This is a genomic window from Neotabrizicola paludis, from assembly GCF_044142105.1.
In the GTDB taxonomy this organism is placed as follows: Bacteria; Pseudomonadota; Alphaproteobacteria; order Rhodobacterales; family Rhodobacteraceae; genus Pseudogemmobacter.
On the sequence record NZ_JBGTYM010000013.1, the window covers coordinates 55,091 to 77,500 of the forward strand.

Sequence of the window (22,410 nt, forward strand, 5' to 3'; positions counted from 1 at the left end):
GCAGCTTCAGGATTTGGTTGCATGAGGTTAACCGAACCCGAACGTCACACTGTCAGGGCAGAAGGCGTGGACGTTCGACTCGGAGGGGCAGATGGACACGGGCGACACAAACACGGTGCTGGGAATGCTGGCCAACCTAGACACCGGCGCGCTTGTTTATGGCATATACGCCACGCTTTCGGTGCTTTTGATCGGTGGCTTCCTGCGCAATTGCCTTGCGGCCCACCGCAATAGCCGCCGGTTGCGCGACACGCAGGCCATGATGGCAATGCAGGAAGCGGTCACTGATGCCCATTGCATGATCAACGCCACCGATCCCCAGGGACGGATCACCTTCGCCAATGAGCGGTTCCTTTCGGCGATGGGCTATGATGCGCCTGAGGTGATCGGACGCCTGGTGAGTGACTTCTACGCGGAATCGAGTGCGGAACAGCGGGCCGAAACGATCCGCGCGCATCTGCACGCTCACGGCATGTGGAGCGGTGAAGTCGAGATGCGCTGCAAGTCGGGGGAACGGGTCTGGACCCACTGCACGGTCAAGGCGCGCCGCGACAAGGACGGGAACATTCAGTCGATGGTTTCGCTTCGCACGGACATCTCCGAGGCAAAGCGCGCGCAATCCGACCGTCAGCTCCGGGTCATCTTCGATCACCTGCCCGACAAAGTCTTTATCTTCAGCGCCCAGACGCAGGCGTTCACCTATGCGAATCTGGCGGCTCTACGCCATCTGGGCGCCGATACCAGCCAGATGGCAATGCGCCGTGCGAGTCTGGTGCCGGGCTTCCTCTCTTCGCCCGAATTCCAGGCTCATCTGAAATCGATGCGGACCTCCGACCGGTCTCTTGCGACAATCCGGCAGGGCGACGGCGCCAAGGTTCTGGATGTCACCGTTCAGTTGATCCGCTCCGAAGACAATGCCGACCAGTTCTTCGTGCTGGCAAAAGACATAACCGACCATATGCAGACCGAGCGCGCCAAGGCCGAATTCGTCGCGACCGTCAGCCACGAGCTGCGCACACCGCTGACCTCGATCAAAGGGGCGCTCGGCGTTCTATCCTCGGGCGCGATGGGCAAATTGTCGGAAAATGCCCAGGCCATTCTGACCATGGCGCAGCGGAATACAGAACGGCTGATCCTGCTGATCAACGACCTTCTGGATCTGGAGAAGATTGGTGCGGGTCAGGCCGATATGTCACGCAGCCCTTGCGAATTGGGCAGTCTGGTTGCCGATGTGGTCGAAATGAATGCTGGCTATGCGCTGCAATTCGGCGTCGCGGTCGAAGCCAGGGTACCGGCAGGCCTTGCGATAGTCTCGGGCAACCGCGACCGTCTGATCCAGGTTCTGGTCAACCTCGTATCGAATGCTGTAAAGTTCACGCCGACCGGAGAGAAGGTTGTGGTCGAGTTGACGTCCCGCCAAGGTGGATACCGCGTCAGCGTCGCCGACAGGGGGCCAGGTGTGCCGGAAGAGTTGAAGTCGCGGATCTTCGAACGCTTCACGCAGGGGCGCAGCACTGGCGCACAACCCGTGGCCGGAACGGGCCTTGGCCTGTCGATTTCCAAGGCCATCATCGAGCGGCATGACGGTCGGGTCGATTTTCACCCCGGCGCCGAAGGCGGTACAGTGTTTTACTTTGATCTCCCGGCTCTCCGCGATTCGATGGCGGCCTGATGACGAAAACCTTGGAAGAAAGATCAGTGATATGAACAAGTTGCGCATTCTGCACGTCGAAGATGATCCTGATATTCTGGAAATCTCCCGCATCGCGCTTGAAACGATCGGCGGGCATGAGGTCCATCAGTTCAACAACGGCGCCGAAGCCATCTCTCGGGCCGTTGAAATCGCGCCCGATGTCTTTCTTCTGGATGTCATGATGCCGGGGATGAGCGGCGAGCAAACCCTTGCAGCCCTGCGCCAATTGCCGGAATGCCGGCCGATCCCGGCCATTTTCATGACAGCCAAGGCCCAGGAATCGGAAGTTGCCAAGCTGCGTGCCGTGGGCGCGATCGACGTGATCGTGAAACCCTTCGACCCGATGACACTGGCCATGCAGATCAATGCTCTCTTGATCGCGGCCCGGCGCTCGACCGCCTGAACCGGCGCTTCGGCGGCCAAGCCGCCCGCCCATTCCCAGCCAGAACTCAAAGAAATGTCCTGTCTCGCAGGCAAAGGCCTGCGGGGCCGCGTCGCATTGGGAAGAGGTGGGTGACGATGGGCAGCGGGTCACATCTGCAAGCGCGTGCCGCGACCTGCGCCGATCACGGTCCGACGGCTTCGGCCAAAGCCTCGACCAGATCCTCGATACGTGAGAGATAGCCGTCGCCGAAGCCGGGCAGCGCCACATTCGCCACCAGAGCCTCCTCAGTCTCGCGCGCGACCTCGCCCAGCGTGTGCCACCCAAAGGTCGCGGCAGTACCCGACACGCGATGCGCAATGAAGATCGCCCGCTGCAACCCGCTGCGGATGTCCGAGCCATCCAGCAGCGCGTCTAGCGCATCTTCGAGATTGTCGAGGTGCTCGCTCATCGCGGCGCGAAAACGCGGCCGCAACGCTTCGATCGCGTCGAAATAAGCCGTCGGAGGGTTCTGCATTATCCGCGTTCCACTGCCCTGCGGCTTCGCCGCCCCTGCCCCATCCTGCCGTCGTCAGCCCAGCTTGCGCAGCAGGCCGGTAAGCCCCATCGAAGGCGCGCGCGACGCGACCTCAACCACACCCGAACGATCCGCCGGGTTCCGATCCAGTTGCGCCAGTGCCGCGTGCATGGTGCGCACGGCCGACGTGCCCGAACGCATCACGCCGATGCGGTGCGGGTCGCCGCAACGATAGCGCAGTTCGGCCAATGCGCCAAAACCTTCCGTGGCACCCATCAGCTCCAGCGCCCCGCCCGCAGCGAATTCAAGCTCTTCGGTCGAAGTGACTCCCGGACCGTGAATCACCACGACAAAGGCACCGCTGCCGGCATAGGACAGGAAGAACTCGCGCCCCCGCAGCGCCGTCGACAGTGCCTCGGCAACATCCGCGAGCAGGAAGTAGAAGTCAGAGGGCGTCAACGCACGGTGATAGGCTTCAAGCCCGTCCACACGAACCGCAAGCACGGTGGTCGAGAACAGGCCCGAGCGCGACATCTGAAGCAGATAGTTTTCAAGGTTCACCTGGCCAATGGCACCGGCCACTCCGAAAACCGTCACCGGGTCGCTCCAGGCAACGCGGAAATCCTGTTCCATCTGGTCGCGCAGCAGCCGGGCCTCAAGCGCCTTCTCGCGCGTGCGGGCCCCCTCCTCCACCAGCCGATGCGCCAGTCCGACACGGGTGCCCAGTTCCAGCGGATCGAAAGGCTTGGTGACGTAATCGGTGGCGCCGGCCGCAAAGGCGCGCTGGATGAAGCTGCGCTCGGACATGGCCGTGACCATGATCACCGGGGTGGACGCATAGCCCCGGCGGCGCTTGACCCAAGAGCAAAGCTCGATTCCGTCCATGCCGGGCATCTGGATATCAAGCAGAAGGCAATCATAGGGCTCGGCCGAAGCTTCGATCTTGGCCATGGCCTCGGGGGCCGACATCGCGGTCTCGATCGCATGATATCCCGAAGCCACCAGAGAGGCCTTCAGAATTTCGAGGATCATCTCGTCGTCATCAACCGCAAGAATTCGCATCTCTTCGCTCGCTCTTCTGAACGGCTAGCCCGCCACCCGACGGTCCGTTGCTCACATTGGCGGATATGCCCGCATTCTCTTCCTTAAGAGGTACGGTTCGATATGGGCCAAATTGTGACAAATTGCGTGTGTTTCCAGTGCATTTGCCGGGCGAATAGCGGCAAGCCGGGACATGCTGGCGGTTGTATCATGAAGGCCGACGCAGGCTCGGGTCTGGGCAAGACAGAGCCTTTCGGGTGACACCGGAGCGAGAACCGGGCATGAAAAGCGACGGGCCGCAGCAAATATGCGGCCCGGCGTCTCAGGAATTATCTACTTTAAGACGAGCGAATGGGGGCGCCCAAGCCGTTCGGGCCTGTCACGCGCTGCGATCGCCGATCTGGCGCCGGGCCGACAGCGCCTGGCCTTCCTTGAACAGCATTCGGTCCTGCACGGCATTCAGCGCACGACGGAAGGCCGTCTCGGCGCGCAGCGTGCGCGTGCCCCCGGTCTGGATTGGCTCACCCACCGCGACGGTGACCTTCTCGTCCGGGGCAAGCCCCGCATCGGCGCCAAGGCGCGCGAGGCGCAGGTTCATCGCCGTTTCCGGGTCGCCGGACAGGGTGATTCCGTGCCGCGTGGCCACAAGGAAGGTGCCCGCACCCGCATAGGCCATCAGAGCGCCGGTGGCACCGGGGCCTGCGCTGCCATTGGCGCCGCCCAATGTGCCCAGCACGGCTCCGATCGACTGCGCGATTTCGCGCAGCACCGTAAGCATCTGGCCGGGATGGGTCCGGGCTTCCAGCAGATGATGCTGCTCGATGCGGACAGCAAAGACCGCGACCTTGCCGGCTTCCGGCCGCGGCAGGCGCAAGATGTAATTGGCCAGCGCCCGATATTCGATCAGGTTGGCCACGCCCTCGATCTGGACATCCACCTGCCGATCGTTGCCGCGCCCGGCGGCTTCGGCCGCACCGCGCGCGCTGCCGGCATGTTCGGCCCCGGTGCTGTCGCGTCCGGGCAAGCCCAGATTCGCGGCCTTGAGCCGCGTCGCAAGATCAAGGATGTCGAAGGGCTTGGTCGCATAGTCCGTGGCGCCTGCACTGAAGGCATCGTCCATGTTCTTCATGTCGCGCATGGCCGTCAGCATGATGATCGGCGTATCGCGATAGGCCGCCATTTCGCGAATCTTGAGACAAAGCTCGATCCCGTCCATTTCCGGCATGTTGATATCCAGAAGCAGGCAGTCATAGACCCGCCCGCCATAGGTCAACAGGTCCAGCGCTTCGGCGCCGGAGGCCGCCGCCGTCACATCCGGGAAGCCGACTTCGGCCGCGATCCGCGGCAGCAATTCACGGATGAACGGATCGTCATCCACAGCAAGAATGCGCATCGTCCGCATCTGATCCTCCATGCCTTCTCCACCGCGTCTTGCGGCCGGGCGAACGGCCGTTGTGAGGGCGCTCGCCTCTTCTTTTTCGATCTCGAATTCCGACCCCGACCATTCCCGTGCAGGCAGCATGATCATCGCAACCCGGGTCAGGGCTGTCAGAAACACCGCCAGCGCCCCAAAGAGGCTATAGGCCAGCAGTGCCGTCCAGAACGAGTGACCCAAGGCGAGCGACACAATCATGGCTGCAAGTCCAGATCCGATCCCTACAAGCAGGATACCAAGCATAACCACGCCTTCCTCGTCGATTCTTGACGGCGCCCATCGCCCGAAGTCCCGAGTTACGCGGGTACTCGCCTTCGGACATGAGGCCTTGAGGAGAGGCTAAAATCCGCTCATGGCAGAACTGTGGCTAATTTTCGCCAATTGTCGGAGCCGCGATAGCGCCAGAGCAAAGTTATGTGCCCTGAACTGACAACTGTGGGAATTCTACACCATGGGTTGAAGACCAGGCCGTAGGTTCTTGTCGCGCGATCCAGAAAGATTAACTGTATCGAGGTTAATGGTTCTTGCGCAGAAGTTGCGCATCCGCGAACGGCCGCTGACATGCGGGCCAGCAGATGACAGATGGACCATAGGCCAATGAACGTGCCCATGCACAAGGACGCCCACCCGAATGAGGGATTTGCCGTGGTCGTCCTTGGCCCCAAGGGTCGGATCGAAAGCGCCAATGCAATGGCGGCGCGCCTGTTCCTTTATCCCGAGGACGAGGATGGCCTCGCGCTTGAAGATCTGATCGTCGAAGATATCCTGCCCCATACCTCCCTGAACGACCTTCTCCAGCAGGTCGGTCCCGGCCAGCGCAGTGCCGTCCTTGTCGCAATGCCGGGCCGGGGCTTCAGTGGCGAGAAGATCGAGCTGACGGTTCAGGTGACACCCTGGAGCGATCCGGCGGGCCGGATGCGCGTCACGCTGATCATGCGGGCAACCGCCGCGCCCAGCCTGACCGCGACCGAGCTGGAACATGAGCTGGCGCTGTCCAACGCCGCCGTGCGCGGCGCGGGGATCGGCGTCTTCGAGTATCGGCCAGGCACCGACAGTGTCACGGTTTCGGAAATCTGGCGCGAGCTCGTCGAAATACCTCCCGATGATCCGGTGGATGTTCAGGTAGAATGGCGCCGCCGGGTTCACCCCGACGATCTGGCGACCGCGCTTGAACCCGTCCGTGCCTGTCTTGAAGACGAGGTCGAACGCGCGAGCTGCGAATACCGCCTGCGCACGCGCGACCGCCGCCGCTGGCGCTGGATGCGCACGGATATCTCTGTTCTGGAACGCGACGCGCAGGGCAAGGTTACACGGCTTATCGGCGCGATGAGCAATATCAGCGAACAGAAGGCGGTCGAAAACGCGCTGCGCCATAGCGTCGAGCAATTCCGCTCGGCCTTCGAACATGCAACGATCGGCAAGGCCATCGTCACCCGCCATGGCAGTTTCCTTCGGGTCAACCAGTCGCTCTGCGACATGCTGGGCTTTACGCCTGAACAGATGCAGCGCACGGATTTCCAGTCGTTGACCCATCCGGACGATCTCGACGCCGATCTGGCGCAACTGCGGGCGCTGACCGAGGGCAAGGTCGCAAGCTACCAGATGGAGAAGCGCTATCTGCGTGCCAACGGTTCGGTCATGTGGGGCCAGTTGAGCGTGGGCCTGGTTCGCGATGCCGAAGGCAACCCTGAACAGTTCATCGCGCAGATCGTCGATGTCACCGAGCAGCACCGGCTGGCCGAGTTGAAAAGCGAATTCGTGGCCACAGTCAGCCATGAGCTGCGGACACCACTGACATCGGTTCTGGGGGCTTTGGGCCTGCTGAATGCGATGGACACCGAGAACTTGCCGGATTCCGCGCAGCGCCTCTTGTTCATCGCCCAGCAGAACGGCCAGCGCCTGCTTACGCTGATCAACGACATCCTTGATTTTGAAAAGTTCTCGGCGCGTCAGATGCGTTACGCGCTGGAGCAGCTCAGGATCACCGGGCTGGTCGAAGAAGCGGTGATGACGAACCTCGCGCTGGCCGATCGCTATGGCGTGCGCTTCGAGATCCTGTCGCCCGACCCGACGGTCAGCGGTTTTGTGGACGCCCGCCGCTTCCAACAGATCATGGCCAATCTCCTGTCCAATGCCGCCAAATTTGCCGACACCGACAGCGTGATCGAGATCGACATCCGCAGGGAGCAGAGCGAAATCCGCATCGCCGTGCGCAATCGCGGTCGCGGGATTCCCGACAGTTTCCGCGACCAGGTCTTCACGCCGTTCTCGCAGGCGGAACTGTCCTCGACCCGCAGCCGCGGCGGCACCGGTCTTGGCCTTGCAATCACCCGCCAGATCGTCGAGCAAACCGGCGGCCGCATCGGTTTTGACAGCGTGCCCGATGAGCTGACGACGTTCTGGTTCACCGTTCCGACCGAAGAGCCCATTGCGGCGGTCGAAGCGCTGGCATCTTAACCACGACCTCGCGGCAAGTCGTCACCGCGCCAAGGCCAGCAGACCTGCCACGTCCAGATGCGTCTCAAGATGGTCGGCCAGCGCGTCCAGCGTGACCTCGACCGTCGCGGCATGGCTCCGGGGGACCGCCGCTATTCCGATCTGGCGCAGATAGGCGGCGCGAAAGCCGTCGGCGGCGAAAAGTCCGTGTAGATAGCTGCCCGCGATGCGGCCGTCGGCGCTGACCGCCCCCTCCTGACGACCCTCGACATGGGCAAAGGGCCGGGCGCAATCCGGCCCGCCGCTGCGCCCGAGATGGATCTCATAGCCTTCAACCGGCAGGCCGCTTGCAACATGCGTTGCCTGGACCCGCGCCAGCCGCTTGTCGGGACTCATCACCGTCTCAACATCCAGCAGGCCCAGGCCCGGCGTCTCGCCTGCTGGCCCCTCGATGCCGTCCGGGTCGCGCACCACCCGCCCCAGCATCTGATAGCCGCCGCAGATGCCAAGAACATGCCCGCCGCGCCGCGCATGCGCCAGAAGGTCGATGTCCCAGCCCTGTGCCCGCAGGAAGGCCAGATCGCCCCGCGTCGATTTCGATCCGGGGATGATCACCAGCCGGGCCTCGGCCGGGATCGGCTGGCCTGGCTGGACCATGACAAGATCGACGCCCGGCTCTGCGGCGATGGGGTCAAGATCATCGAAATTCGCGATGCGCGAGAGGGTCAGGCAGGCCACGGTCACCCCGCCCGCCTTGGGATGCGAGGCAATTTCCAGCGCATCCTCGGCGGGCAGAAGATGGGCCTGCGGAAACCAGGGCAGGACACCAAAGCCGCGCCAGCCGCTGCGGGCCTCGATCATCTGGTAACCTTCGTCGAACAGCCGGGAATCACCACGGAACTTGTTGATCAGAAAGCCTTTCACCAGGGCGGCATCATCCGCGTCGATCACCGCCTTTGTGCCGATGATCTGGGCGATCACCCCGCCCCGGTCGATATCGCCCGCCAGCACAACCGGCACATCTGCCGCCCGCGCGAAGCCCATATTGGCAATGTCACCCGCGCGCAGGTTCACTTCGGCCGGGCTTCCCGCCCCCTCGACGATCACCAGATCATGCGCCGCAGACAACCTGCGGAAACTGTCCAGGACGTGCCCCAGAAGCTGTGGCTTCAGCCTGGCATACTCGGCCGCCCTGGTCGTGGTCAGCCGCCGCCCCTGCACCACGACCTGCGCGCCGGTCTCGGATTCCGGCTTGAGCAGGACAGGGTTCATGTCCGTCATCGGCTCCAGCCCGCAGGCCAGCGCCTGCAAGGCTTGCGCCCGCCCGATCTCACCGCCATCCGCAGTCACGGCGGCATTGTTCGACATGTTCTGCGGCTTGAACGGCGCAACCGACAGCCCCCGCCGCCGCGCCGCCCGGCACAGGCCCGCCACCAGCAGCGACTTGCCGACATTCGAGCCGCAGCCCTGGATCATCAGCGCGGGCATGCGCCCGCCCCCACATCCTGCCCCTGCCAGACTACATCTTGGCAGAAATACTTCGGGGTCCGGGGTAGCGCCCCGGGGGCGGCGACAGGATGCCGTCGCATCAGAACTCCACCCCGGGCTGGCCCTTGATGCCAGACCGGAACGGATGCTTGACCAGCGTCATCTCGCTGACCAGATCCGCCGCCTCGATCAGCGCCTCCTTGGCGTTGCGCCCGGTCAGGCAGACATGGGTCAAGGGTGGCTTTTCGTCGCGCAGGAAGGCCAGCACCTCATCAATGTCCAGATAGTCATAACGCAGCGCGATGTTGATCTCGTCCAGCAGGACGAAGCGGATCTCCGGGTTGCGGATCAGCTCTTTCGCCTTTTCCCAGCCCTTGCGGGCGGCGGCGATGTCGCGCGCCTTGTCCTGCGTCTCCCAGGTGAAGCCCTCGCCCATGGCGTGGAACTGGCACAGATCGGGGAAATGCGCCTCGATCAGACGCCGCTCGCCCGTGTCCCAGGCGCCCTTGATGAACTGCACCACGGCGCAGTTCATGCCATGGGCGATGCAGCGCAGGATCATGCCGAAGCCGCTGGAAGACTTGCCCTTTCCCGTGCCGGTATGAACGAGGATCAGCCCCTTCTCGCCGGATTTCCCGGCCATGATCCTGTCGCGCGCGGCCTTCTTCTTGGCCATCTTGGCGGCATGCCGGGCCAGATCGGCGTTTTCGGCCGGATCGGTTGCGGTCGGCCTGTCGGTTGCGTCGGTCATCCTGCCGGTCCTTCTTCTTGACTCCCCCACGCGTTGTGGCATGGAGGGGGCGAGTAGCGCTGGTGCCTGTCGTAAGGCAGGCCAAAAGGGAATGCGACAGGATTTGCGACCGTCCGGGATTTCCCGGCGCCGCAGGCCCCAAGCGCAGCCGCCCCCGCGACCGTGACCGGAAAGGTCTGTCCAATGCCACTGGCCGCAAGGCCGGGAAGGCGGGCAGAGCGCCGGGGAAGGGCCCCTCGCCCCGCCCCGATATCCGCAAGCCGGGAGACCTGCCAGCGCCCAGACTGAAACGCGCGGACGGGGTGTGCCGCGACCTTTCGGACAGGGATCCTTCCCTCCGGATGGCCGATTGCGCCCTGTTGCCGCGCCCCGCGCTGTGAAGGAGGGGCCGATGGGCGCCGTGCTACATGTCTGCATGACCTGCCGGGCCGGCCAGCCGGTGCCCGAGGGCGAGACCTGCCCCGGCGCGCGCCTGCATGCGGCGCTGCTGGCAGAAGGGGCGCCCGATGGGGTGGAAATCCGCCCGGTCGACTGCCTGTCGGCCTGCGACCATGGCTGCAATGTCGCGCTTACGAAGCCCGGCGGCTGGTCCTATGTCTACGGCCGGCTGACGGCCGAGGACGTGCCCGAAATCCTGCGCGGGGCGGGGCTTTATGCCGGCGCCGATCAGGGGATCGTGCCCTGGCGCGACCGCCCGGTGATCTTCCGCAAGCAAAGCATCGCCCGCATCCCCCCGTTCGTCACCGCCGAGGAGGCCTGAATGACCGACCTGACCAAGATCCCCGTCACCGTGATCACCGGCTTTCTGGGCGCGGGCAAGACCACGCTGATCCGCCATCTGATGCAGAACCCGCAGGGCAAGCGGCTGGCGATCCTCGTCAATGAATTCGGCACCGTGGGCGTGGATGGCGAGATCCTGAAATCCTGCGCCGACGCCAATTGCCCGGTGGAAAACATCGTCGAACTGGCGAACGGCTGCATCTGCTGCACCGTGGCCGATGATTTCATCCCGACGATCGAGGCGCTGATGGTCCTGCCGCAGCGCCCCGACCATATCCTGATCGAGACTTCGGGCCTTGCCCTGCCCAAGCCGCTGTTGAAGGCTTTCGACTGGCCCGCGATCCGGTCAAAGATCACCGTCGACGGCGTGGTGGCCCTGGCCGATGCCGAGGCCGTGGCGGCGGGCCGCTTTGCCCCCGATGTCGCGGCGGTCGATGCCCAGCGCGCGGCGGATGACAGCCTTGACCACGAGACGCCGCTTTCCGAAGTCTTCGAGGACCAGATCGCCTGCGCCGATATCGTCCTGCTGTCCAAGGCCGATCTGGCGGGCGAGACCGGCCTGGCCGCCGCTCGCGCCGTGATCGACGCCGAGGCGCCGCGCAAGCTGCCCGTTCTGCCGATGACCGATGGCGTGATCGACCCCCGCGTGATCCTGGGCCTGAATGCGGCGGCCGAGGATGACCTTGCCGCCCGCCCCAGCCACCATGACGGCGCCGATGATCATGAGCATGACGATTTCGATTCCGTCGTGGTCGACCTGCCCGAAACGGCCGATGTCGAAGACCTCGTCGCCCGCGTCCAGCTGCTGGCGCGCGAGCAGCATATCCTGCGGGTGAAGGGCTATGTCGCGGTTGCGGGCAAACCGATGCGGCTGCTGCTGCAAGCCGTGGGCGAACGGGTGCGGCATCAGTTCGACCGGCCCTGGGGCGCCAGCCCGCGCCAGACCCGCCTTGTGGTGATCGCCGAACATCACGACATCGACGAAACCGCCATCCGCGCCGTTTTGGGGGCCTGACTCCGCAATGCATGTGGTCTTTCGCGAAAGCCATGGTCTGGAAGCGGCGGAAACGCCCTTCGACCCCGGGCAGGACCCGGGCGACCTGGTGGTGCTGTCCTTTTCCGACAGCGACCTTGGCGCTTTCGCGGCGGGCTGGCACCGGGCAGCGGGCCAACTGCCCTCGACCCGGTTGCAGAACATCGTCGCGCTGAAACATCCCGTTTCGATCGACACCTATGTCGAGCGCACGCTGTCGGGCGCCAAGGCGATCCTGATCCGCCTGATCGGGGGCGAGGCCTATTGGCCCTATGGCATCGCGTCGATCCGCGATCTGGCGCAAAGGCAGGGCATCGCGCTGGCCGTGCTGCCCGCCGACGGGCGGCCCGATCCGGCGCTGGATGCGGCGTCCACCCTGCCGGTCTCGACACTGCGGCGGCTGGCCGAGCTGTGCGATGCCGGGGGCGCGGTGGCGGCGCAGGCGGCCTTGGCGCAGCTTGCCCTGGCGGCGGGGCTCTATGCCCCTCCAGTGCCGGGGCTGAAGCGGGTGCCGGATTTCGGCTTCTACGACCCGGCGCGGGGCGTGATCTCTGCACCGCCTGCGGGCGATCTGGTTCTGGTCAGCTTTTACCGCAGCTACCTGACCGCCGCCGACACCGATCCTGTCGATGCCCTGATCCACGAATTGCGCGCCCGGGGCTTCGCCGCCTGCGGCGTCTTCGCGCCCTCGCTGAAAGCCCCCGGCTTTGCCGACTGGCTTGGCGCGCAGCTTCCCTGCCCGCCTGTCGCCATCATCAATGCCACGGCTTTTTCCGCCAAGGATGATGCCGGCGCGACCCCGTTTGACGCTTTCGACGCCCCCGTCTTCCAAGTCGCCCTTTCCACCGCCCAGCGCCGTGACTGGCAGATCTCGGATCGCGGCCTTTCGCCCGCCGATCTGGCCATGCATGTCGTCCTGCCCGAGGTCGACGGGCGGCTTTTCGCGGGGCTGGTGTCCTTCAAGGCGCCGGGCCGCCGCGACCCCGACCTGCAATTCGCCCGCTTCGCCCATGGCGCCGATCCGGCCCGGGTCAGGGCAGCCGTCGCCCGCATCGCCGCCTGGCATCTCCTGGCCAGCACCCCCATCGCCCGGCGCCGTTTTGCCCTGATCCTGTCAACCTATCCCGGCCGGGTGCATCAGATGGCCCATGCGGTGGGACTTGACGCCCTCGCCTCTTCCGAGGCGCTGCTGGCCGATCTGGCCGCCGAGGGCTATGATCTGCCCGCGCCACCGCTCCTTGCGCCGCGGTTGCAGGCGGAGACGCTGGATTGGCCGCTGGCCGACTATCTTGCCGCGCTGCAAACCCTGCCTGACGCCCTGCGGCAAGAGCTGACAGATGCCTGGGGCATGGCCCAAGACGATCCGGCCTGCCGCGACGGCGCCTTCCATTTTCCCGCGCTTCACCATGGCGCAGCGCTGATCGCGCTTCAGCCCGAGCGCGGCAGCGCGATGGATCGCGACGGCGATTATCACGACCTCAGCCGCACGCCCCGCCATGCCTATGTGGCCTTCTATCTCTGGCTGCGGGCGCAGGGTATTCATGCCCTGATCCATATGGGCGCGCATGGCACGCTGGAATGGCTGCCGGGCAAGGCCGTCGCCCTGTCGGATACCTGCTGGCCCGAGGCGCTGACCGGCGCGCTGCCGGTGATCTATCCCTTCATCGTCAACGACCCCGGTGAGGCGGCGCAGGCCAAGCGCCGCATCGGCGCGCTGACACTGGGCCATCTGCCGCCGCCCCTGGCCACCGCTGCCCTGCCCGAGGGGCTTCTCCGCCTTGAGCGGCTTTTGGACGAATATTCAACCGCCGACGGGCTTGACCCTTCGCGCCGCGACCGCCTGATCGCCGCCATTAGGGGAGAGGCGCAGGCTGCAGGCGTCGAAGCTGACCTTGGCCTGCCGCAAGGCGCCAGCGCCGCCGAGGCGGTGACGCGGATCGACCGTTTCGTCTGCGACATCAAGGAAAGCCAATATGGCGAGGGGCTGCATGTTCTTGGTCGGGGCGCCTGCGGGACCGAAGAGCGCGCGGGGCTTCTGGCGGCACTGGCAGGCCGCCGTGTCGCGCCCGGCCCCTCTGGCTCGCCCGCCCGCGGACGCAGCGATGTGCTTCCCACCGGCCGCAACCTCTTTTCCGTCGATCCCCGTGCCGTGCCCTCGCGCGCCGCCCACGCCCAGGGGGTGAAGCTCGCCGAAGAACTTCTGCGCAAGCATCTTCAGGATCAGGGCGATTGGCCGCGCGGGCTGGTGGTCGATCTCTGGGGCAGCGCCACGATGCGCACGGCGGGCGAAGATTTCGCCATGGCGCTGCATCTGGCGGGCCTCGCGCCAGTCTGGGATGAAGGTTCTGGCCGGGTCTCGGGCATCGAGGTCACCCCCCTTGCCCTGCTGGGCCGCCCCCGCATCGACGTGACCCTGCGGGTCTCGGGCCTGTTCCGCGATGTATTTCCCGGTCTTGCAACACTCTTCGAGACCGGCACCGCCGCCCTTGCCGCCCGCAATGAGCCGCCCGAGGACAACCCCTACCGCGCCGGTGAGGCCCGTGTCTTTGGCCCGCGCCCCGGCCAATACGGGCTTGGCATGGGTGTGGCGATGGACAGTTTCACGCCCGAGGCCCGCGTTGAAGCGGGCGAGGCCTGGCTTGCCGCGTCAAGCTGGGCGATCGGCGTCGACGGCAGCGCGCGCGCCGATCGCGCGGGGCTTGAGGCGCGGCTGCGCGGGGCCGACGCATTCGTCCATTCGCAGGACCTTGCCGAAAGCGACCTTCTGCTTGCCGCCGACTATGCCGCGCATGAGGCGGGCTTCGCCGCCGCGCTGGCCCGCCTTGGGACCGCTGCCCCCGCGCTCTACCATCTGGATGCCACGCAGCCTGACCGCCCCCGCGCCCGCACCCTGACCGAAGAAATCGCCCGCGTGACCCGTGCCCGCGCCGCCAATCCGGCCTGGGCGGATGGGATGCTGGCCCATGGCTTCCGGGGGGCTGCGGAGATCGCTGCCACGCTCGACCACATGGCCGCCTTCGCCCATCTGGCCGGTGTTGTGCCACCGCATCTGTTTGACCTCTATCACGACGCCACCCTGGGCCGCCCCGAGATCGCTGCCTTCATGGCGCGCGAGAATCCGGCCGCGCTGGCGGCACTGCGCGATCTGTTTCAGCGCCTGCATGACGCGGGTCTCTGGGTCACAAGGCGCAATTCCATTGCGGCGGGGTTGGCGGGATGACCGGCTTTGCCATCCAGGGCTGGTGCCCCGGCGCGCTGCGCCCGATGCTGTCGGGCGACGGGCTGGTCGTGCGCCTGCGCCCGCCCGCCGGGCGGCTGTCGCCGCCGCAGGCCCGTGCCATTGCCGCAGCGGCCACAGCCCATGGCAACGGGCTGATCGACCTCTCCGCCCGTGGCAATCTACAGCTGCGCGGCGTGACCGAGGTCAGCCACCCCGCCTTGATCGCGGACCTGCGCGCCTTGGACCTGATCGACGCCAACCCGCAGGCCGAGGCGGCGCGCAACCTGCTTGTCACCCCCTTCGCCGATGCCCGGACCGAGGCGCTGGCCGAAGCCCTGTCGCGCGCCCTGATCGCGGGCCCGGTCCTGCCGTCGAAATTCGGCGTCGTCCTCGACACCGGGCCCGCGCCTCTGATGCAGGATATTGCGGGCGACATCCGACTTGAGCGCGACGCCATGGGCAGGCTTCTGCTGCGCTGCGACGGGCTGCCGCTTGGCGCCCCGGTCAGCGCATCCGACGTACCGATGCTGGCCCTACGCCTTGCCGCATGGTTCCTTGCCGCAGGCGGGGTGCAGGACGGGCGCGGGCGAATGGCCGCGCTGATCGCCTCGGGCGCGCAGCCCGATGGCGCGCTGTCCCCAAGCACCCCCCCGGCCCCGGCCCAGCCTGCCCCTGGCCCCGGCCTGCATCCGCAGGGCGCGCTGGTCGGCTTCGAATTCGGCCAGCTGACCGCCGCCCAGCTGGCCAGCCTTTCCGCCCTGGGCCCCCTGCGCCTGACCCCCTGGCGGATGCTGCTGGTCGAGGGGCTGACCGCCCTTCCTGCCCTGCCCGGCCTGATCCTGCGCGCCGACGATCCGCTGCGTCGGGTCGAGGCCTGCCCCGGCGCGCCCGCCTGTCTTCAGGGCCGCGCCGCCACCCGTCCGCTGGCCCGCCGCCTTGCCGCGCAGGTGCCGCCGGGTCGCCGCCTGCACGTTTCGGGCTGTGCCAAAGGCTGTGCCCATCCGGTCCCCGCCGATCTGGTGCTGGTGGCCAGCGACAGGGGCTTTGACCTGATCCACCAAGGCCGCGCCGGGGATGCCCCGCAACGCCGCGACCTCTCTGCAACCGATATCGACCTCAAGGGGCTTTTCTGATGCCTTATGCCTATGAAACCGACGGGGCGCGGATCTATGAGCAATCCTTCGCCACGATCCGGGCCGAGGCCGATCTGGCCCGCTTCACCCCGGAAGAAGAGGTCGTCGCCGTCCGCATGATCCATGCCGCGGGCATGGTTGGGCTGGAACGCCATATCCGCTTCGCCCCCGGCATGGCCCTGACCGCCCGCGCCGCGCTGGAAGGCGGCGCCCCCATCCTCTGCGATGCCCGCATGGTCAGCGAGGGCATCACCCGCCCCCGCCTGCCCGCCGGGAACCGGGTAATCTGCACCCTGCACGATCCCGGCGCGGCGGAACTTGCGGCCCGGATCGGCAATACCCGGTCCGCCGCCGCGGTCGAGCTGTGGCGCCCGCATCTGCAGGGTGCAGTGGTCGCCATCGGCAATGCGCCCACCGCGCTGTTCCACCTTCTGAACATGCTGGAAGACCCCGCCTGTCCCCGCCCCGCCGCCGTCATCGGCTGCCCGGTCGGCTTCATCGGCGCCGCCGAATCCAAGGCCGCGCTGGCCGACGCCGATCCCCTGCCCTGGCTCATCGTCGAGGGTCGCCTCGGCGGCTCGGCCATCACCGTCGCCGCGGTCAACGCCTTGGCCAGCCGGAAGGAGTGAACATGTCGCGCCTCATCTGCGCGGGCCTTGGCCCCGGCGATCCCGATCTGATCTCGGTGCGGTCGGACAGGGTGATCCGCGCCGCGCGCCACATTGCCTATTTCCGCAAGGCGGGCCGCGCCGGCCAGGCCCGCCGCATCGTCGAGGGGATGCTGGCGCCGGGCGTCACCGAACATGCGATGGAATATCCCGTCACCACCGAGCTTCCCTTTGACAGCCCCGACTACAACCGCCTTCTGTCAGCCTTCTACGACAGTTGGGCCGCCCGCCTTCAGGCGCTGGTGCAGGGCGGAGCCGAAGTCGTGGTGCTGTGCGAGGGCGATCCCTTCTTCTACGGTTCTTTCATGCACCTCTATGTCCGGCTCAGGGATCAGATCCCGGTCGAGGTGATCCCCGGCATCCCCGGCATGGTCGGCTGCTGGACCGCCACCGGCCAGCCTGTCACCTGGGGCGACGATGTGCTGACCGTGCTGATGGCGACCCTGCCCGAGGAAGAGCTGGTCGCCCATATGCGCCGTGCCGATGCGCTGGCGATCATGAAGACCGGGCGGAACCTGCCGCGCGTGCGCCGGGCGCTGGCGGCGGCGGGGCGGCTGGGCGATGCCTGGCTTGTGGAACGCGGCACCATGCCCGGGCAAAGACTGGCCAGGCTGGTCGAGGTGGATGCTGCCGATTGCCCCTATTTCGCGATCGTGCTGGTGCATGGTCATGGCCGCCGCCCGGTGGCGGAGGCTGCAGAATGACCGGCTGGGTCATCGTGGCAGGGCTTGGCCCCGGCGCCGAAGACCTGGTGACGCCAGAGGTCTCGACCGTGCTGGCACTGGCCACGGATGTGGTCGGCTATATTCCCTATGTCGCCCGCATCGCGCCGCGGACGGGCCTGACCCTGCACCCCTCCGACAACCGGGTCGAGCTGGACCGCGCCCATGCCGCGCTTGAGATGGCGGCGGCGGGCAGACGGGTGGTCGTGGTCTCGTCGGGCGATCCCGGCGTCTTCGGCATGGCCTCGGCCTTGTTCGAGGCGCTTGAGACTGCGCCGCAGCATCAGGGGTTGGAGATCCGCATCCTGCCCGGCATCACCGCCATGCTTGCCGCCGCCGCCCGGGCGGGCGCGCCGCTTGGCCATGACTTCTGCGCCATCAACCTGTCGGACAATCTGAAACCATTTGCCGAGGTCGAGCGCCGGTTGCGCCATGCCGCGCGCGGCGGCTTTGCCATGGCCTTCTACAACCCGCGCTCAAAATCGCGCCCCCTGCAATTCGCCCGCGTGCTGGAAATTCTGCGCGAGGAATGCGAGCCCGGGCGCCTGATCACCTTCGCCCGCGCCGTCAGCACACCCGAAGAAGTGCTGACAACCGTGGCCCTGTCCGACGCGATGCCGGAAATGGCCGACATGCGGACAGTGGTGCTGGTCGGAAACGAGGCGACACGGCGCGTCGGGCGCTGGGTCTATACCCCTCGCTCGGTCCCGGCATGAGAAAGCCAGTCAATCACCTCGGCCACGCTTGCCACCTCGCTGCGCGGCGGCAGGGTCGGCCGGTCGATCAGGATCACTGGCAAGCCCAGCGCGCGGGCTGCGATCAGCTTGGCTTCGGCGCCAAGGCCTCCGGCATTCTTGGCGACAAGATGGGTGATCCGATGGCCGATCATAAGCGCCTTGTCGCCCTCGGCATCGAAAGGCCCCCGTGCGATCACGACGCTTGCATGCGGCAGGGGCAAGGGCGCTTCGGGCGGATCGACAAGGCGCAACAGGTACTGGTGCTGCGACTTCAACGCGAAGGGCAGCAGGCCCTGCTTGCCGGTGGCCAGAAAGACGCGGGCGGGCGCATCGGGCAGCGCCGCGACAGCGGCCGCCGTGTCGGCGACGCGGGTCCAGCGGTCGCCGTCCTGAGCGGTCCAGGCCGGGCGCTGCAGGGCGATCAGCGGCGTCCCCGTCTCGGCACAGGCGGCGACGGCATTGGCGCTGATCTGCGCGGCGAAAGGGTGGGTCGCATCGACCAGATGGGTGAAGCCCCCCTCGCGCAGCGCCTTGGCCATAGCCTCGGCCCCGCCAAAGCCGCCGATGCGCGTCGGCAAGGGCTGGGCGATCGGCGCGCCGGTGCGACCTGCATAGGAAAAGACCGCCGCGATCCCCGCCTGCGCAAGGGCCTGCGCCAGAAGGCTGGCTTCGGTCGTGCCGCCCAGAAGAAGGACGCGGGTCATGGGTGAAGCTTGGCTTTCGATCATCGGTCTGGGGGAAGATGGACCGGCGGGCCTGTCAAGCACAAGTCGCGCCGCGCTGGCCGGGGCCGAACTGGTCTTCGGCGCGCCCCGTCATCTGGCCCTGGCGCAAGCGGGGGATCGCGGGCGCGACTGGCCCGTGCCCTTCGACCTTGCCCCCCTGCTTGCCTGCCGGGGCCGCCGCGTGGCGATGCTGGTTTCCGGCGATCCCTTCTGGTTCGGCGCGGGCGGGTCGGTCGCGGCGCATCTTTCGCCTTCGGAATGGCAGAGCTTCCCGGTGGCCGGAACCTTCTCGCTTGTCGCCGCGCGGTTGGGCTGGCGGCTTGAGGACACGCTCTGCCTTGGCCTTCATGCCGCGCCCTTCGCCCGGCTGCGCCCGCTTCTGGCGCGCGGCACAAGGGCGATCTGCACCCTGCGCGACGGCGCGGCGGTGGCCGAACTTGCCGCCTGGCTGGCCGCCAACGGCTTTGCCGAAGCTCGCATCACGGTCTGCGAGGCGCTGGGTGGCCCGCGCGAGCGCCTGCGGCCCGGCGCCGGCTGGCCCGATATCGCCGCCCCGGTCGCCGTGGCGCTGGACGGGGCCGACCTGCCGCGCGGTGCGGGCCTGCCCCGCGCCTCGGCCCTGCCGGATGACATGTTCCGCCATGACGGCCAGATCACCAAACGCCCGGTGCGGGCCCTGACACTTTCGGCCCTTGCCCCGCGTCCGGGCGAGGTGCTGTGGGATATCGGCGGCGGGTCTGGCTCGATCTCGGTCGAATGGGCGCTGGCCGGGGGACGGGCCTTTGCGGTCGAGGCCCGCGCCGAGCGCGCCGCGAACATCCGCGCCAATGCCGAAGGTTTCGGCCTGTCGCACCGCATCACCGTGGTCGAAGGCCGCGCGCCCGACGCGCTTGCCGCCCTGCCTCCGCCCGATGCCACCTTCATCGGCGGCGGCGGCTCTGCCGCGCTGCATGACACGCTGTGGGGCCTTCTGCCGCCCGGCACCCGCCTTGTCGCCAATGGCGTCACGCTGGAAACCGAAGCCTTGCTCGCCAGCCTTCACGCCGCCCATGGCGGAAGCCTGATGCGGATCGACCTTGCCGAAGCGGCGCCTCTGGGCGGCTTTCGGGGCTGGCAGGCCGCAAGGCCCGTCGTGCAATGGAGCGTCACGCGATGAGGGTGGCTGGCCTTGGCTTTCGCAAAGGCGTAAGCCTTGCCGCGCTCGAGGCGGCGCTTGCGGCCGTCGAGGCGCAGGGCGGCCGCGCCGAGGCGCTGGCGACCCTGCCCGCCAAGGCGGCCGACCCTACGCTGGCCGACCTCGCCCGCCGCACCGGATTGCAAATCCGTGCCGTCGAAGTGGCAGGCATTGCAACCCCCACCCGCTCGGCCCGGATCGAGGCGCTGCACGGCACCGGCTCGGTCGCCGAAGCGGCGGCTCTGGCCGCCGCCGGACCGGGCGCCACACTCAGCGTGACGCGGATTTCCGCGCCCGACGGCATGGCGACCTGCGCCATGGCCGCAACCCAAGGACCCCACCCATGACCGTCCATTTCATCGGCGCCGGCCCCGGCGCGCCCGACCTGATCACGCTGCGGGGCCGCGACCTGATCGCCGACTGCCCCGTCTGTCTTTATGCCGGCAGCCTTGTGCCGCAGGCTCTGCTGGCCCATTGCCCGCCCGGCGCGAGGATCGTGAACACCGCCCCGATGGACCTTGACGGGATCGTCGCCGAAATCTCTGCCGCCCATGCTGAAGGCAAGGATGTGGCGCGGCTGCATTCCGGCGACCTCTCGGTCTGGTCGGCGATGGGCGAACAGCTGCGCCGCCTGCGCGCGCTGGACATTCCCTTTGACATCACCCCCGGCGTTCCCGCCTTTGCGGCCGCAGCCGCCGCGCTTGAGGTCGAACTGACCCTGCCGGGCCTTGCACAGTCGGTCGTCCTGACGCGGACTTCGGGCCGCGCCTCGGCCATGCCCGAGAGCGAGACGCTCGAGAACTTCGCCCGCACCGGCGCGACGCTGGCGATCCATCTTTCTGTCCATGTCCTGGCCGATGTGCAGGCACGGCTTCTGCCCGCCTATGGGCCCGATTGCCCGGTCGCGGTGGTCTTCCGTGCCTCCTGGCCCGACCAGCGCCTGCACCGCGCCACCCTCGCCACGATCGACCCGGCCATCGGCGCGGGCGAGCGCACGGCGCTGATCCTTGTCGGCCCCGCGCTGGCGGCGGAAGGTTTTGCCGAAAGCCGTCTTTACGCGGGCGATTACGACCGCCGCTACCGCCCGGTTGGGGCCGAGCCGCGCTTTCCGGCGGGAAGCGAATGACACCGACGCCGCCTCCCGGCCTTCTGATCTCGGCCCCCGCTTCGGGCACGGGCAAGACCACGGTGACGCTGGGCCTTCTTGCTGCCTTCGCCGCGCGCGGACTGACCGTACAACCGTTCAAAAGCGGGCCGGATTACATCGATCCGGCCTTCCACGCCGCAGCCGCAGGCCGGCCTTCGGTGAACCTGGACAGCTGGGCCATGGCACCGGGCCGCATCGCCGCTCTGGCGGATGTGGCGGCGGGGTCCGATCTCGTGCTGGCCGAAGGCTCGATGGGCCTGTTCGACGGCGTCGCCGCAGCCGGTGAAACCGGAACCGGCGCCAGCGCCGAAGTGGCGGCGCTGATGGGCTGGCCCGTCGTTCTGGTGCTCGATGTCTCTGGCCAGGCCCAGACGGCGGCCGCGGTGGCGCAGGGATTGGCCCGGTTCCGCGCCGGGCTGACGGTCGGCGGCGTGATCCTGAACAAGGTCGCCTCGCCCCGGCATGAGGCGCTGGTGCGCGCCGGGATGGCGGCGGCGGGCTTGCCCGTGCTGGGCGCCCTGCCGCGCCGGGCCGAGGTCGCCCTGCCCGAGCGCCATCTGGGCCTTGTGCAGGCCGAGGAACTGCCGCGCCTGCAGGCGATCCTGGCCGAAGCCGCCGCTTTCGTCGCCGCCCATTGCAACCTTGATGCGATCCGCGCGCTGGCCGCCGCCCATGCCCTTCCGCCCGCGCCCAGCGCCCCAGTTCCCGCCCCGGGCGAACGCATCGCGCTGGCCCGCGACGCCGCCTTTTCCTTCGTCTATCCGCATCTCCTGGCCGATTGGCGGGCGCAGGGGGCAACGATCCTGCCCTTCTCGCCCCTTGCCGATCAGGCCCCGGACCCCAGCGCCACGGTCTGCTGGCTGCCGGGCGGCTATCCGGAACTTCACGCCGCGCAACTGGCCGCGTCCGAAGGCTTCCGCGCTGGTCTGGCCGATTTCGCCCGGACCCGCCCGGTCCATGGTGAATGCGGCGGCTACATGGCGCTTGGCGCGGGGCTGGTCGCCGCCGATGGCGCGCGCCACCGCATGGCCGGGCTGCTGGGGCTTGAGACCAGCTTCGCCAAGCGGCGCATGCATCTGGGTTATCGCCTTGCTCGCCCGCATCGTGCCCTGCCCGGTCAGGGGACGCGCCCCTTGCGCGGCCATGAATTCCACTATGCCACGATCCTCTCGCAGCCCGACGCGCCCTTGGCCCGCGTGACCGACGCGACAGGGGCCGAGGTGGCGGAGACCGGCTCATTCGCGGCCCAGCCGGGCGGTGGCACCGTCTCCGGCACGTTCTTCCACCTGATCGCTCCCGCCGCCTCTCTTGCCCCGCAGGACCCCTAG

Annotated in this window: 20 protein-coding genes and 1 riboswitch; of the genes, 14 read left to right on the plus strand and 6 right to left on the minus strand. The window is 67.4% G+C overall.

Translation table 11 applies throughout. The features are described 5' to 3' along the window. Window positions 1-91 precede the first annotated feature (91 nt). Together ACED67_RS20330 and ACED67_RS20335 are read left to right on the plus strand one after the other, a co-directional pair. Window positions 92-1,672, plus strand: a complete 1,581-nt coding sequence (locus tag ACED67_RS20330) for an ATP-binding protein (RefSeq protein ID WP_395543563.1) — start codon at window positions 92-94, stop codon at window positions 1,670-1,672. Further along, window positions 1,635-2,096: a response regulator gene (locus tag ACED67_RS20335; protein ID WP_395543564.1), complete on the plus strand. Its 462-nt coding sequence runs from the start codon at window positions 1,635-1,637 to the stop codon at window positions 2,094-2,096. The genes ACED67_RS20330 and ACED67_RS20335 overlap by 38 nt, the downstream gene beginning before the upstream one ends. A 163-nt stretch (window positions 2,097-2,259) precedes the next feature. Here the strand turns inward: ACED67_RS20335 and ACED67_RS20340 are convergent, their stop codons facing one another. The 3 genes from ACED67_RS20340 to ACED67_RS20350 form a co-directional block, all read right to left on the minus strand. Next, complete coding sequence (locus ACED67_RS20340; protein WP_395543565.1) at window positions 2,260-2,592, minus strand: Hpt domain-containing protein; 333 nt, start codon at window positions 2,590-2,592, stop codon at window positions 2,260-2,262. 54 nt (window positions 2,593-2,646) lie between these two features. Next, window positions 2,647-3,654 carry a response regulator gene (locus tag ACED67_RS20345; RefSeq protein ID WP_395543566.1) on the minus strand — a complete coding sequence of 336 codons (1,008 nt, stop codon included), beginning with the start codon at window positions 3,652-3,654 and terminating at the stop codon, window positions 2,647-2,649. A gap of 358 nt (window positions 3,655-4,012) precedes the next feature. After that, entirely contained in the window at window positions 4,013-5,266 is a 1,254-nt protein-coding gene (locus tag ACED67_RS20350) for a response regulator (protein ID WP_395543567.1), read from the minus strand. A 411-nt stretch (window positions 5,267-5,677) separates the two neighbouring features. Here ACED67_RS20350 and ACED67_RS20355 point away from each other — a divergent pair, with 411 nt between their 5' ends. Then, on the plus strand, window positions 5,678-7,525 hold the full coding sequence (locus ACED67_RS20355) for a sensor histidine kinase (RefSeq protein WP_395543568.1): 1,848 nt from the start codon (window positions 5,678-5,680) through the stop codon (window positions 7,523-7,525). 21 nt (window positions 7,526-7,546) lie between these two features. On the opposite strand, the gene ACED67_RS20360 is transcribed toward ACED67_RS20355, so the two are convergent. Next, complete coding sequence (locus ACED67_RS20360; RefSeq protein ID WP_395543569.1) at window positions 7,547-8,992, minus strand: cobyric acid synthase; 1,446 nt, start codon at window positions 8,990-8,992, stop codon at window positions 7,547-7,549. Window positions 8,993-9,092: 100 nt separating this feature from the next. Then, the gene (cobO, locus tag ACED67_RS20365) at window positions 9,093-9,743 is read right to left on the minus strand and encodes a cob(I)yrinic acid a,c-diamide adenosyltransferase (protein ID WP_395543570.1); all 651 of its coding nucleotides are present in this window, start codon (window positions 9,741-9,743) and stop codon (window positions 9,093-9,095) included. A 48-nt stretch (window positions 9,744-9,791) separates the two neighbouring features. Beyond that, a riboswitch (cobalamin riboswitch) is annotated at window positions 9,792-10,034 on the plus strand. A gap of 100 nt (window positions 10,035-10,134) precedes the next feature. Between cobO and ACED67_RS20370 the strand changes: the two genes are divergently transcribed. The 7 genes from ACED67_RS20370 to cobJ are packed head-to-tail and all read left to right on the plus strand — an operon-like array spanning window position 10,135 to window position 18,015. Further along, window positions 10,135-10,503, plus strand: coding sequence for a DUF1636 family protein (locus ACED67_RS20370; protein ID WP_225028164.1), 369 nt, complete (start codon window positions 10,135-10,137; stop codon window positions 10,501-10,503). Next, complete coding sequence (gene cobW / locus ACED67_RS20375; protein ID WP_395543571.1) at window positions 10,504-11,538, plus strand: cobalamin biosynthesis protein CobW; 1,035 nt, start codon at window positions 10,504-10,506, stop codon at window positions 11,536-11,538. Window positions 11,539-11,545: 7 nt separating this feature from the next. After that, window positions 11,546-14,776, plus strand: coding sequence for a cobaltochelatase subunit CobN (gene cobN / locus ACED67_RS20380; RefSeq protein ID WP_395543572.1), 3,231 nt, complete (start codon window positions 11,546-11,548; stop codon window positions 14,774-14,776). Next, entirely contained in the window at window positions 14,773-15,909 is a 1,137-nt protein-coding gene (cobG, locus tag ACED67_RS20385; RefSeq protein ID WP_395543573.1) for a precorrin-3B synthase, read from the plus strand. The genes cobN and cobG overlap by 4 nt, the downstream gene beginning before the upstream one ends. Then, on the plus strand, window positions 15,909-16,538 hold the full coding sequence (locus ACED67_RS20390; RefSeq protein ID WP_395543574.1) for a precorrin-8X methylmutase: 630 nt from the start codon (window positions 15,909-15,911) through the stop codon (window positions 16,536-16,538). The genes cobG and ACED67_RS20390 overlap by 1 nt, the downstream gene beginning before the upstream one ends. A 2-nt stretch (window positions 16,539-16,540) precedes the next feature. Further along, a complete protein-coding gene (cobI, locus tag ACED67_RS20395; protein WP_395543575.1) occupies window positions 16,541-17,281 on the plus strand; it encodes a precorrin-2 C(20)-methyltransferase in 741 nt (246 codons plus the stop codon). Continuing rightward, the gene (gene cobJ, locus ACED67_RS20400) at window positions 17,278-18,015 is read left to right on the plus strand and encodes a precorrin-3B C(17)-methyltransferase (protein ID WP_395543576.1); all 738 of its coding nucleotides are present in this window, start codon (window positions 17,278-17,280) and stop codon (window positions 18,013-18,015) included. Before cobI ends, cobJ begins: the two co-directional genes overlap by 4 nt. Here the strand turns inward: cobJ and ACED67_RS20405 are convergent. Next, window positions 17,988-18,740 carry a cobalt-precorrin-6A reductase gene (locus tag ACED67_RS20405; RefSeq protein ID WP_395543577.1) on the minus strand — a complete coding sequence of 251 codons (753 nt, stop codon included), beginning with the start codon at window positions 18,738-18,740 and terminating at the stop codon, window positions 17,988-17,990. The two genes, cobJ and ACED67_RS20405, sit on opposite strands and share 28 nt — an antisense overlap. On the opposite strand from ACED67_RS20405, the gene cbiE reads away from it, so the two are divergent. The 4 genes from cbiE to ACED67_RS20425 are packed head-to-tail and all read left to right on the plus strand — an operon-like array spanning window position 18,739 to window position 22,410. Next, entirely contained in the window at window positions 18,739-19,917 is a 1,179-nt protein-coding gene (gene cbiE / locus ACED67_RS20410) for a precorrin-6y C5,15-methyltransferase (decarboxylating) subunit CbiE (RefSeq protein WP_395543578.1), read from the plus strand. The two genes, ACED67_RS20405 and cbiE, sit on opposite strands and share 2 nt — an antisense overlap. Then, on the plus strand, window positions 19,914-20,282 hold the full coding sequence (locus tag ACED67_RS20415) for a cobalamin biosynthesis protein (RefSeq protein ID WP_395543579.1): 369 nt from the start codon (window positions 19,914-19,916) through the stop codon (window positions 20,280-20,282). The genes cbiE and ACED67_RS20415 overlap by 4 nt, the downstream gene beginning before the upstream one ends. Next, on the plus strand, window positions 20,279-21,061 hold the full coding sequence (cobM, locus tag ACED67_RS20420; RefSeq protein ID WP_395543580.1) for a precorrin-4 C(11)-methyltransferase: 783 nt from the start codon (window positions 20,279-20,281) through the stop codon (window positions 21,059-21,061). Before ACED67_RS20415 ends, cobM begins: the two co-directional genes overlap by 4 nt. Continuing rightward, window positions 21,058-22,410, plus strand: coding sequence for a cobyrinic acid a,c-diamide synthase CobB (locus ACED67_RS20425; RefSeq protein WP_395543581.1), 1,353 nt, complete (start codon window positions 21,058-21,060; stop codon window positions 22,408-22,410). The genes cobM and ACED67_RS20425 overlap by 4 nt, the downstream gene beginning before the upstream one ends.

Excerpts from the sequence above, each read along its gene's own strand:
- ACED67_RS20330 (WP_395543563.1), top strand. The coding sequence starts at position 92 with ATGGACACGGGCGACACAAACACGGTGCTGGGAATGCTGGCCAACCTA.
- ACED67_RS20340 (WP_395543565.1), bottom strand. The coding sequence starts at position 2,592 with ATGCAGAACCCTCCGACGGCTTATTTCGACGCGATCGAAGCGTTGCGG.
- ACED67_RS20345 (WP_395543566.1), bottom strand. The coding sequence starts at position 3,654 with ATGCGAATTCTTGCGGTTGATGACGACGAGATGATCCTCGAAATTCTG.
- ACED67_RS20350 (WP_395543567.1), bottom strand. The coding sequence starts at position 5,266 with ATGATTGTGTCGCTCGCCTTGGGTCACTCGTTCTGGACGGCACTGCTG.
- ACED67_RS20355 (WP_395543568.1), top strand. The coding sequence starts at position 5,678 with ATGCACAAGGACGCCCACCCGAATGAGGGATTTGCCGTGGTCGTCCTT.
- ACED67_RS20360 (WP_395543569.1), bottom strand. The coding sequence starts at position 8,992 with ATGCCCGCGCTGATGATCCAGGGCTGCGGCTCGAATGTCGGCAAGTCG.
- cobO (WP_395543570.1), bottom strand. The coding sequence starts at position 9,743 with ATGACCGACGCAACCGACAGGCCGACCGCAACCGATCCGGCCGAAAAC.
- ACED67_RS20370 (WP_225028164.1), top strand. The coding sequence starts at position 10,135 with ATGGGCGCCGTGCTACATGTCTGCATGACCTGCCGGGCCGGCCAGCCG.
- cobW (WP_395543571.1), top strand. The coding sequence starts at position 10,504 with ATGACCGACCTGACCAAGATCCCCGTCACCGTGATCACCGGCTTTCTG.
- cobN (WP_395543572.1), top strand. The coding sequence starts at position 11,546 with ATGCATGTGGTCTTTCGCGAAAGCCATGGTCTGGAAGCGGCGGAAACG.
- cobG (WP_395543573.1), top strand. The coding sequence starts at position 14,773 with ATGACCGGCTTTGCCATCCAGGGCTGGTGCCCCGGCGCGCTGCGCCCG.
- ACED67_RS20390 (WP_395543574.1), top strand. The coding sequence starts at position 15,909 with ATGCCTTATGCCTATGAAACCGACGGGGCGCGGATCTATGAGCAATCC.
- cobI (WP_395543575.1), top strand. The coding sequence starts at position 16,541 with ATGTCGCGCCTCATCTGCGCGGGCCTTGGCCCCGGCGATCCCGATCTG.
- cobJ (WP_395543576.1), top strand. The coding sequence starts at position 17,278 with ATGACCGGCTGGGTCATCGTGGCAGGGCTTGGCCCCGGCGCCGAAGAC.
- cbiE (WP_395543578.1), top strand. The coding sequence starts at position 18,739 with ATGGGTGAAGCTTGGCTTTCGATCATCGGTCTGGGGGAAGATGGACCG.
- ACED67_RS20405 (WP_395543577.1), bottom strand. The coding sequence starts at position 18,740 with ATGACCCGCGTCCTTCTTCTGGGCGGCACGACCGAAGCCAGCCTTCTG.
- ACED67_RS20415 (WP_395543579.1), top strand. The coding sequence starts at position 19,914 with ATGAGGGTGGCTGGCCTTGGCTTTCGCAAAGGCGTAAGCCTTGCCGCG.
- cobM (WP_395543580.1), top strand. The coding sequence starts at position 20,279 with ATGACCGTCCATTTCATCGGCGCCGGCCCCGGCGCGCCCGACCTGATC.
- ACED67_RS20425 (WP_395543581.1), top strand. The coding sequence starts at position 21,058 with ATGACACCGACGCCGCCTCCCGGCCTTCTGATCTCGGCCCCCGCTTCG.